This window comes from Aeromicrobium sp. (assembly GCF_036675695.1).
In the GTDB taxonomy this organism is placed as follows: Bacteria; Actinomycetota; Actinomycetes; order Propionibacteriales; family Nocardioidaceae; genus Aeromicrobium.
Genome location: NZ_JAKFEL010000099.1, coordinates 1 through 10,525, shown reverse-complemented (window position 1 = coordinate 10,525; position 10,525 = coordinate 1). Strand labels below are relative to the sequence as shown.

Sequence of the window (10,525 nt, the reverse complement as noted above, 5' to 3'; positions counted from 1 at the left end):
GTCGGCCTTGTCCGCTTCGTTGAACGCCTTGGCGTCAGCCGGCGACCATCCCGCGAGCACCGGCAGGCTGTCGCGGTCGCCACGCAACGAGTAGGGCAGCGTCTGCGCATTGGTTGTCCACCGACCGCGACTTCGGGCCGAGGGGAAGATCGTGCGCGAGGTCAACGGCACGTAGACGCTGTGCCACTCCAAGCCTTTGGCACGGTGGATCGTCAGCAGCTTGACCGAGTCAGCGTCCGACGGTGTCGCGACCGACATGCCCTCGTTGTAGAAGTCCTCCGCAGCGAGATAGGCCACCAAGCCCGACAGCGATGCATAGCGATCCGATTGTGCGTAGTCAGAAATCGCTTCCAGGAACAATGCGATGTTGTCGGCACCGCCCGTGACAGCTCCAGCTTCAAGCTCAAGATCGAGATCAAGGGCTCGAATGGCGCGCCGGGCCAGCTCCAGCAGCGGTTCACCCGCATGCCGGCGTACAGAGGCGATCAGTTGCGAAAGCTCACCGAACCTCGTGAGCGCTTCGGCGGAGTAGGCGAGATCTCCCGGGTCATCGACGGCATCAGCGAGAGCAACGATCTCGGTGGGATCAGTGCCTTCGACCGCCTTCGCGAGTTCAGTGGCCAGCGTCTTGTCATCGCTGCGGCCGAACGAGCGTCCGCTCAGCGTCGAGGCTCGCTGACCGAGCAGAGCGAGGTCACGGGCACCGATGCGCCAACGCGGGCCGGTGAGCAGCCTGAGCATCGCCGGATTGGCCGTGACGTCGTTGACGACCTCGAGCACGGCGAGCAGGTCAAGGACTTCAGGCTGCGACAGCAGACCTTCGAGTCCGACGATTTCGAAAGGGATCTCGGCAGCACGCAGCGCCTGGACGATGGCACCGTTCTCGCGGCCGACTCGTACGAGGATCGCGATCTCCCGAAGCGGCGCTGGATCATTCTTGATTGCCTCAATCAGAGCCTCGATCTCCGCCCCGACGGTGTGGAACAGAGCAACGTCAACCGTGCCCGGCTCGGTGACTGCGGACTCGAGCGGCTGGACCACTGACGATGTCGAATAGAAGTCAGCGGCGAGGGAGTTGGCGGCATCGATGATCGGCTTGGCACACCGTCGCGTCTCGACGAGCGAGAACAAGGCACCGCGCGATCCGTCGGCGGCCGGGAAATCATCGAGGAACTGCGCGAGATTGCCTGCTGCCGCGCCGCGCCATCCGTAGATCGCCTGCGCTGGGTCTCCTACAGCCGTCACCGGGTGGCCACGCCCGTGCTCTGCGTCAGGCCCGCTGAACAGGGCGCGGAGCAAGTCTCGTTGTGCCACCGAGGTGTCTTGGTATTCGTCGAGCAGCACGACTCCGAAACGGTCGCGCAACACCTCGCCGACCTCAGGCAGCGCAGCAAGCCGGGCGCCCCACGCCATCTGGTCGGAGAAGTCCATGACGCCTGCGTCGGCCTTGGCCTGACGATAGCGATCCACGAGGTGGCTCAGCTCGATGCGCCGACGGGCCTTCTCGGCGGCGTCGCGCAGCAACGTCGGAGGCTTGGGGCTTGCCGCCTCACATTCGGCGATCAGCCCTTCATCGTGAGCTCGCAGCTCCGCGGGCGAGACGAGATGCTCAGCCAGCTGGCCGTCGAGAGCGATGGCCTGACCGACGATCGACGGGATGTGGGTCGACAGCTCTTGCAGCTCGCCGCCGTACGACTCGATCGCCTTGGCCATGCGCTGGAATCTGGAGGCGTCGGCCACCAGGCGCAGATCAGGCTCGATGCCGAGACGCAAGCCGTGCTCGGCAATCAGCTGCCCGGCAAACGCGTGGTAGGTCGAAGTCGTTGGTTCGCCGTCGAATTCCATACCGAGTCGCTCAAGATCGGCTCGCACCTTCTGACCAAGCTGTGCGGCGGCCTTGTTGGTGAATGTCAGGCCGAGCACCTTCTCGGGCGCCACGCCGAGGTGACCGACAAGCCATACGACCCTCGCCGCCATGACGGTCGTCTTGCCCGACCCAGCACCGGCGATGATCGCCGTGGGCTGGTCGAGTCCGGCCGTGATGGCAGCCATCTGCGCCGGGGTGTAGTCGATGCGCAAAAGCTCACGGAGGTGCTGCTCATCGCGTACAAGGCTCATCACTCACCACCTCCCGTCGGACGGGTGAGGATCGTCTGGCCCTCGTCGTACGCCGGGCACACGCGCTTGAACTCGCAGTACTGACACGCCGACTCCGACTTGGTCGCCGGGAAGGACTCCTGCGCAATCGCCTGAACCGACCGGCGCAGGTTGTCGACCGCGAAGAACGGCACGTCGGCGACCGGTCCTGGCTGCGGCTGAATCTTGGGTAGCCCCGGTGTCCTCTTGTTGTCGGTGCGCAGCTGGACGAGCTCGGCTCCCGCCGCCTTCGCATCTCCAGCGACATCTGTCGTTGCACCAAGATCGACTGCCAGCTGATAGAAGCCGAGCTGAGCATTGGTGGCGACCTCCTTGTCGGAGGCGGGGTTCTTCATGGTCTTGAGGTCGATGACGTGCACGCCATCGACGTCGACCTCGACGCGGTCCATCGAGCCGTTGAGCGTGACGGAGAGTCCGTCGACCTCATGCGTCACCTTGAACTCGTGCTCCGCGGCGACCACCTCGCGCCCGTGGGTCTCATGCCAGATGCAAAAGCGTTCGATCGCCTTGACCGCAGCTGCGTGCTCGCGGGTGCCGATCCAGCTTGCGGCGAACTCCAGCTGCCCCCAGACATCATCAAGATGCAGCGCGAGCGATGCGGGATCTGCTGGGAGGTCGTTTTGCACGACCTCAGACGCGATGGCGTGAACGATCGAGCCGAAGCCCTGCGCGGCGGTCGTACCGCGACCTCCCTTGGCCTCGTGGCTGAGGAACCAGCTCAACGGGCACGACACGATCTTCTCGACGGTGCTGCCTGACATCGGGAGTGGTTCGGCGGGATCGCGAAGGGGTGCGTCCGCCTGGGTGACTTCACGCAGTCCCCACCACCGTTCGGGATCTGCGCCCCGAGCTGCCGGGTGACGCATCAATCGCGCCAGCTGCTCGGCGGCACGCGCGCGTACGGTCTGCGACTCCGTGCTCTCTCCGATACATCGCAGCTCGGCGACCGCGCCTCGCAATGACAGACCTCGCGATGGTCGGCGCTGCGGCACGGGAAGTGAGCGGTCAGGGCTACCGGTGACGTGTGCATGGAGCTCAGCCAGGAAACGCGACGGTTGATCGCCTTCCTCGCTTCCAGCTGCGACGGCGGTGACCACCAGCCGCGAACGTGCGCGACTGCAGGCGACATAGAAGAGACGACGTTCTTCGGCGATCGCGGCTCGAGCCGAAGTCGGCGGCTGAACCCCGTTGGGTGAAAGCCGATCGAGCTGCAGGAGACTGCTGCGCCACCTGACGTCGGGCCACTCGCCGTCCTGCACTCCAGCGACGACGACAAGTTGCCACTCGAGCCCCTTGGACCGGTGAGCCGTCATGAGCTGCACTGCTGGTCCGGCGGCACCGCGCTGCGACAACGTGTCGCCGGGAATCTGCTGGCTCTCGAGCGAGGCGACAACGTCGACCACCGAACGGTGACCCTGCTGCTCCTCGGCACGAGCTGCCTCAGCAAACAGGGCGCACATCGCGTCGAGATCGCGGTCGGCCTGGGTTGAGCCCTCACCACCGGACTCGGCGATCGCTTGTAGCCGTGACGGCCAGTCGGTGCCGCTCCACAGTGTCCAGAGCACCTGCTCGGCCGCATCGCCGGCGGTGATTTGGTCGGCGGCCTTGCCCAGCAACGAGGCGAGCCTCGCGGCCGCGACCACTGCATCACCCTCGGGAGTGCCACGCCGTCCGAGGGTGGCGAGCAGCGCCGGGTCGGCCAACGCCTCGGCCACGAGAATGCGAGACGGTCGCGGGTGATCACCCTCGTGACGACGCAGCGCTCGACCGAGTCGTCGCAAGGAGCCGGTGTCCAGCCCACCCAACGAACCAGTCAAAAGAGCGGCGGCAGCATCGGGCTCGATCGGACGACCGGCGTGGAGGTCGTCCGCCGCATGCAGTCCTGACAGCAGCGCTCGTACGCTCGGCTCCAGCGCGAGCGGAACTTCGTCACCGGCCACTTCGACCGGGACGCCGGCCGTGGTCAGCGCACGCTGCAATCGCCCGAGGTGAGCGGCAGAGCGTACGAGCACAGCCATCTCGCGCCATGGCACGTCGTCGTGGAGGTGCGCCTCACGGAGTGCGAGCGCAATGTGCTCGGTCTCGGCGGTCGCCGACGCGTAGGTCTGCACCGCGACGGTGCCGGGGTCTTCGGATCGCGATGCAGGAGAACGCAAGGCTTCGTACTGCGGACCGTCGACGGCGCCGAGCGCCCCACGATTGTGGACGATCGAGCGGACGGCAGCACCGATCGCGGATCCGTAGCGGTTGGTGTGCTTGAGCACGATGACCGGTGCCGGGCCGCTCGTACGGCCGAAGCGCTCCGTGAACTCAAGGATCCCGTGCACGTCAGTGCCACGGAAGCCATAGATCGACTGGTAGGGATCACCCACGACGACGAGATCGCGGTCGTCGCCAGCGAGCCCTTCGAGCAGCTTGACCTGAAGAGGGTCGGTGTCTTGATATTCATCGACGACGACGAGCTTGAAGCGATCGCGCCAACGCTGCCGGCACGCGGGATCGTCGAGCAGGCGTACGGCCTGGAAGACCAGATCGGTGTAGTCGATCGTGTTCTGCAAAGCAGCGACGGACGTGTATTCGTCGAAGAACCGGCCTGCTGCCTCCCAGTCATCTCGATTGACTGCGCCACCGAGCCGTTCGAGATCGAGCGCATCCATGCCCTGGGCACGTGCCGTCGACATGAGTCGTTGGAGCTCGCTGGCCATCCCGCGAGTGCGGAGAGCCTGGCGCAGGGTCAGCGGCCACGCCTCGGCATCGGCACCCACCAGCATCTCGGCGATCGCTGCGTCCTGCTCCGGGGCGCTGAGCAGCCGGATCGGCGTGCCGTAGTCGAGCTCGGACTGCTCGCGGCGCAGCAACGCGTAACAGAACGAGTGGAACGTCATCGTCGGCGAAGCTGCGGTCGTACGGTCGAGCCGTCGGGCAATGCGCGAGCGGATCTCATCAGCAGCCTTGCGGCTGAACGTCAGGACGAGGATCTCCTCGGGCCTCAGTCCCCCGTGCTCAACCCGATCGACCACCAGCTCAACGAGCGTCGTGGTCTTGCCGGTGCCTGGCCCGGCGAGCACGAGCAGAGGCCCTCCGCCGTGCTCGATGACAGAGCGCTGCTCGTCGTCGAGAGCCGGAGGAGCGAGTCGCGCAGCGACAGGCTGATCCAGTTTGTACTCGACGGGCATGGGCCCCATCTCACCAGACGGGTGTGACACTCAGGCTTCGAATCGCCACAGCGCTTCCGTCATGTCGACAGCAGATCCGTTGGCCTTCATCGGAGTGCCCTCTTCGACGTAGTGGACTTGGGCATCGATCCCGTGTGAAGGCGGCAGGCTGCCATCGGCACGGACGACGCGCCACCACGGCACACCGCCGCCATCGAGGGCCATGACACGACCAACTTGGCGCGGTCCGCCTTCTTGCAAGATCTCAGCGATCAGGCCGTACGCGAGGACCTTCCCCGGCGGGATCTGCTCAACCAGCTGCAGAACCCGCTCGGTGAATGCCTCACTGGAAGGCAGAGCGTCCATCAACTCAGTATGTGGGCTGGCTCGGGTCGATCTGGTTGACCCACGCGACGACGCCGCCGCCAACGTGCACGGAGTTCTCGTAGCCGGCGCCCTTGAGCACCGCGAGAGCTTCGGCAGAACGTACGCCGGTCTTGCAGTGCAGGACGATCTGCTTGTCACCCGGCAGCTGCTCGAGCGCCTTGCCGTTGAGGAACTCACCCTTGGGGATGAGGATCGCGCCCGGGATCTGGTTGATCTCGAACTCGCCCGGTTCGCGTACGTCGACCAGCACGAAGTCGCGGCCGCCGTCGTTGCGCTCCTTGAGCCAACCCTCGAGAGTCGTGACGGAGATCGTCGAGTCGGCAGCCGCATCGGCAGCCTCGTCACTGAGTGCTCCACAGAACGCTTCATAGTCGTCCATCAGGGCCGTGATCGGCTCGCCGTTCGGGTCGCGGCGGATGTTGAGCGTCGAGTAGCGCATCTCGAGTGCGTCGTAGACCATCAGGCGGCCGATGAGCGGATCGCCGATGCCGGTGATGAGCTTGATGGCCTCGGTCACCATGATCGAGCCGATCGACGCGCAGAGCACGCCGAGCACTCCACCCTCGGCGCAGGACGGGACCATGCCCGGCGGCGGCGGCTCGGGGTAGAGGTCGCGGTACTGCGGACCCTCCTGGGCCCAGAACACGCTGACCTGGCCCTCAAAGCGGTAGATCGAGCCCCACACGTACGGCTTGCCGAGCAGGACGGCTGCGTCGTTCACGAGGTAGCGCGTTGCGAAGTTGTCGGTGCCGTCGACGATCAGGTCGTAGCCAGCAAAGATCTCGAGAACGTTGTCCGTGTCGAGGCGCACGTGATGCTTGATGACCTTGACGTACGGGTTGATCTCGGCGACCGACTCCGCTGCGGAGTCGACCTTGGGCTTGTCGATGTCGGACTGTCCGTGGATGACCTGACGCTGCAGGTTGGACTCGTCGACGACGTCATCGTCGATGATGCCGAGGGTGCCGACGCCGGCTGCGGCCAGGTAGAGCAGCGCGGGGCTGCCGAGCCCACCGGCGCCGATGACGAGCACCTTGGCGTTCTTGAGGCGCTTCTGCCCCGTCATCCCAACGTCGGGGATGATCAGGTGTCGGCTGTAGCGACGTACCTCGTCGATCGTGAGCTCGTCAGCAGGTTCGACTAGTGGGGCAACCACGGTGTTCTCCTCAGTGCTTGTGCTGGTGATGGCATAACGCCGGCACCGCCCTCCATTGTTCCGTGTACGGCCAGAGACACACGGTGGCGTCCGGATCTTGGGCAACCTGCCGTCCACTAGTCTGAGGACTGTGAGTGAAGTCATCCCGCTGCGGCCTCGTACGAGTCGCCTGCCCCGGACCGCGCGACGTGCCCAGTTGCTTGAGGTCGCCCTCAAGGTGTTCGTCGAGCAGGGCTATCACTCCGCGTCGATGGACGAGATCGCCGAGCGCGCTGGCGTCTCGAAGCCGGTCCTCTACCAACACTTCCCGGGCAAGCTCGATCTCTACCTCGCACTGCTCGAAACCTCGTGCGACACCGTCATCGACGGCGTCAAGACAGCACTCGCCTCGACGACCGACAACCGCAAGCGCGTGAAGGCCACGATGGAGCTCTGGTACGACTACGTCGCCGGCCAGGGTGAAGCGTTCCGGCTCGTGTTCGAGTCCGACCTGACCAACGACCCGTCCGTACGTGAGCAGGTCGACCGCGTCATCGAGGAATCCGCAGCGGCCATTGCTGAGGTGATCCATGAGGACACCGGACTCCCGGGAGCTGCCTCACACCTCCTCGCAGTCAGCCTCGTCGGCATGGGCCACGTCGGCGCCCGCAACTGGTTGTCCGCGGACTCAAGCCTCACCCGCGACGAAGCGGTGCAGCTCGCCGCCGGCCTCGCATGGCGTGGCATCGGCGGATTCCCCCGCAACGAAGAAGACACGAACCAAGGAGATGAGTGACCGTGGAGGTCAAGATCGGCGTCCAGTACGCCGCGCGAGAACTGTCCGTTGCGACCGATTCCGAGCCGCAGGCGGTGCTCGATGCGCTCAGCAAGGCGATCGCTGACGACTCGGTGTTCGTTCTGACCGATGACAAGGGCCGCACCGTTGCCGTACCCGCAGCGCGCGTTGCCTACCTCGACTTCACGTCAGACGTCGGCCGCAAGGTCGGTTTCGGCCTCACCGCCGTCCCCGCCGCCAAGAAGTAGAGCGCACGGCTCGTTCCTCGCCACTGACGGGCTTCGCCCGCGCGCCTGCCTCGCTACGCTCGGCCAATGGTCGATTTCCACGAAGACTTCGGGTGTAGAGCAAATCTTGTCGGATTGGCAGGGGTCTCGTTCGTCGTACTCACGTACGGCGTTGAAACCCACCGAAGGAGCAGGCCATGAAGTACATGATGTTGGTAGTCGTCGATCCTGATGCGAGCAACGAGCCGGCAGACCCAGCCGTAGACGAAATCGAGGACTGGGTGGCGAGGAACGACGCTGAAGGCAAGCGGCAGATGGGCAACCGCCTCCATCCACCGGAGACGGCAACGACAGTCCGCCGCCGGGGCGGTGAGCTGCTGGTCACCGACGGCCCGTTCACCGAGTCACGCGAGTGGATTGCCGGGTTCGACATCCTCGAGTGCGACGACCTTGACGAGGCGATCGCCATCGCGGCGGCCCACCCGATGTCTGCCGGTGGAACCCTCGAGCTCCGGCCCTTCTGGCCCGACGAAACCTGAGCATGAACGAGGCAGGGCGCGCGGCGGCGATTGAGGTCGCCTGCGCGCTCGCCGACGCGATGGCGGATCAGCGGCTGCGCATCGTCGCCTCGCTCATTCGAACGACCGGCGACTGGGATCTCGCCGAGGACGCGGTCTCCGACGCGGCCGAGCGAGCGCTGCAGAGCTGGCCCCGCGACGGCATTCCCGACAACCCCGCCGCCTGGCTCACCGCAACGGCTCGACGCCGCGCGATCGACGTGCTGCGCCGTGCACAAGTGGAGCGCGGCAAGCTCGCCGGCCTAGCAGCGTTCGAGGAGGTGACGGAGATGGACACAGACCTCTCACCCATGGACGATGACCGGCTACGGCTGATCTTCACCTGCTGTCATCCCGCACTACCCCTCGAGGCACGGGTGGCGCTCACCCTCAAGGTCGTCTCGGGGTTGTCCACCGAGGCAATCGGGAGGTCGTTCCTGACCTCGGAGGCAACGATGGGACAGCGGTTGCTGCGGGCCAAGAACAAGATTGCGAACGCTGGCATCCCCTATCGCGTGCCGTCGCACGACGTCCTGCCCGAGCGCATCGATGGCGTACTGGCTGTCGTCTACCTCGTGTTCACGGAGGGGTACGCGACCGCATCCCGTTCGCTCGCTGACGAGGCGATCCGGCTCGGCCGACTCCTGGTCGCGCTCATGCCACGTTCCGACGAGACTCGGGCGCTGCTTGCCCTTCTACTCCTGCAGCACGCCCGTCGCGATGCCCGAGAGGCCGATGGCGAGCGCGTGACTCTCGAGCATCAGGACCGCAGCCGATGGCACCGACGTGAGATCGACGAGGCATTCAAGCTGCTGCGTCATCCCTGGACGGTTCGTGGTCCGTACGCAGTTCAGGCTGACATCGCCGCGGTTCATGCATCCGCTACCTCCGCCGAGGCGACAAACTGGCCGGCGATCGTGGCGCTCTATGACGAGCTGCTCGACATAGCCCCGTCGCCGGTCATTGCGCTCAACCGGGCGATTGCCATCGGAATGAGCGATGGCGCGCTGGCTGGCCTCGCTGCTCTCGAGACCGCTGCCGACGATCCCAGGTTGGCGAACCACTATCTCGTCGCCGCGGCACGTGGAGACATGCTGAGCCGCGCGGGACTACCCCACGAAGCACTGATCGCAATCGAGCAGGCGATCCAGCTCGCACCGACTGAGCAGGAGCGCCGTCAGCTCGAGCAGCGAGCTGCCGAGCTCCGCCAACCCTGACCTAGGCCGCGAGGCCGAGCTTTTCCATACGGGCGGCGTGGCCTTCGGTGAGCCGGGTGAACATGCGGCCGATGCCGGCGAGGTCCATGCCGGGATGGTCGACGCCACCCACGAGTACCGCGCTGAGCGCGTCACGCTCCGCAACGACCATCTGCGCCTGACTCAGGGCCTCGCCCATGAGCCGGCGACCCCAGAGTGCGAGTCGACCGCCGACCTTCGGGTCGTCCTCGATCGCACCGCGTACGGCATCGATCACGAACTCCGAGTGACCGGTGCCGCTCAACGTCTCGAGCACCAGCGCTCGGGTCTCGGAGTCGAGGTAGGCCGCGATCTCACGGTAGAAGTCTGCCGCCAGACCGTCGCCGACGTATGCCTTGACCAGCCCTTCGAGCCAGTCGGCGGGTGCCGTCTGCTTGTGGAATCGGTCGAACGTGTCGGTGAACGTGGACATGATTTCGTACGGATCCTCGCCGAGCTCGACGAGACGGTCACGTAGCTGGGCGAAGTGGTCGAACTCTGCCGCTTCCATCGCCATGATCTCGGCTCTGGTCTTGAGGTCCGGCGCCATCTTGGCGTCCTCGGCAAGCCGCTCGCAGGCGGTGATCTCGCCGTATGCGAGCACGCCGAGCAGCTCGATCATGCCTTGGCGGTAGACCGGATCGTCGATCTCGTTGGGTGTTGGAGAGTCCTCAGAAGCCATAACTCCGCAGCGTAGCGCGAGGCCAACGGCAACGGACGATAGAATGGCTGGTACTTGACCTTGAGAACTCATCTGAGAATCTCATGCATCCGAAGAATTCGAGAAGACAATCACTACGTTTAGAGATCTGGGCGTCATGCCCGAGATCGCCGACGCTCTCAAAGAGGTCGGCATCGAAGAAGCTTTCCCCATCC

The 10,525-nt window shown here is 65.4% G+C and carries 9 protein-coding genes; 4 read left to right on the top strand and 5 right to left on the bottom strand.

Annotation, left to right across the window (positions count from 1 at the left end):
- From V6M39_RS06410 to moeZ, 4 genes are all read right to left on the bottom strand, one after another.
- Positions 1-2,118, bottom strand: a 2,118-nt coding sequence (locus V6M39_RS06410; RefSeq protein ID WP_332642928.1) for an ATP-dependent helicase, incomplete at its 3' end; no start/stop codon positions are given.
- Complete coding sequence (locus V6M39_RS06405; RefSeq protein WP_332642927.1) at positions 2,118-5,333, bottom strand: ATP-dependent helicase; 3,216 nt, start codon at positions 5,331-5,333, stop codon at positions 2,118-2,120. The genes V6M39_RS06410 and V6M39_RS06405, both read right to left, overlap by 1 nt.
- 30 nt (positions 5,334-5,363) lie before the next feature.
- On the bottom strand, positions 5,364-5,678 hold the full coding sequence (locus V6M39_RS06400) for an MGMT family protein (RefSeq protein ID WP_332642926.1): 315 nt from the start codon (positions 5,676-5,678) through the stop codon (positions 5,364-5,366).
- 4 nt (positions 5,679-5,682) lie between these two features.
- Complete coding sequence (moeZ, locus tag V6M39_RS06395) at positions 5,683-6,855, bottom strand: adenylyltransferase/sulfurtransferase MoeZ (protein ID WP_332642925.1); 1,173 nt, start codon at positions 6,853-6,855, stop codon at positions 5,683-5,685.
- A 130-nt stretch (positions 6,856-6,985) separates the two neighbouring features.
- On the opposite strand from moeZ, the gene V6M39_RS06390 reads away from it, so the two are divergent.
- The 4 genes from V6M39_RS06390 (at position 6,986) to V6M39_RS06375 (ending at position 9,631) form a co-directional block, all read left to right on the top strand.
- Positions 6,986-7,630, top strand: coding sequence for a TetR/AcrR family transcriptional regulator (locus tag V6M39_RS06390; RefSeq protein WP_332642924.1), 645 nt, complete (start codon positions 6,986-6,988; stop codon positions 7,628-7,630).
- Positions 7,627-7,878, top strand: coding sequence for a DUF3107 domain-containing protein (locus V6M39_RS06385; protein ID WP_332642923.1), 252 nt, complete (start codon positions 7,627-7,629; stop codon positions 7,876-7,878). Before V6M39_RS06390 ends, V6M39_RS06385 begins: the two co-directional genes overlap by 4 nt.
- A gap of 176 nt (positions 7,879-8,054) precedes the next feature.
- Positions 8,055-8,396, top strand: coding sequence for a YciI family protein (locus tag V6M39_RS06380; RefSeq protein WP_332642922.1), 342 nt, complete (start codon positions 8,055-8,057; stop codon positions 8,394-8,396).
- A 2-nt stretch (positions 8,397-8,398) separates the two neighbouring features.
- Entirely contained in the window at positions 8,399-9,631 is a 1,233-nt protein-coding gene (locus tag V6M39_RS06375) for an RNA polymerase sigma factor (protein WP_332642921.1), read from the top strand.
- A gap of 1 nt (position 9,632) precedes the next feature.
- Here V6M39_RS06375 and V6M39_RS06370 read toward each other — a convergent pair whose 3' ends face one another.
- Positions 9,633-10,331, bottom strand: a complete 699-nt coding sequence (locus tag V6M39_RS06370; protein WP_332642920.1) for a ferritin-like fold-containing protein — start codon at positions 10,329-10,331, stop codon at positions 9,633-9,635.
- Positions 10,332-10,525 lie beyond the last annotated feature (194 nt).

Coding starts and splice junctions, on each gene's coding strand:
- V6M39_RS06405 (WP_332642927.1), bottom strand. CDS start 5,333: ATGCCCGTCGAGTACAAACTGGATCAGCCTGTCGCTGCGCGACTCGCT.
- V6M39_RS06400 (WP_332642926.1), bottom strand. CDS start 5,678: ATGGACGCTCTGCCTTCCAGTGAGGCATTCACCGAGCGGGTTCTGCAG.
- V6M39_RS06380 (WP_332642922.1), top strand. CDS start 8,055: ATGAAGTACATGATGTTGGTAGTCGTCGATCCTGATGCGAGCAACGAG.
- V6M39_RS06375 (WP_332642921.1), top strand. CDS start 8,399: ATGAACGAGGCAGGGCGCGCGGCGGCGATTGAGGTCGCCTGCGCGCTC.
- V6M39_RS06370 (WP_332642920.1), bottom strand. CDS start 10,331: ATGGCTTCTGAGGACTCTCCAACACCCAACGAGATCGACGATCCGGTC.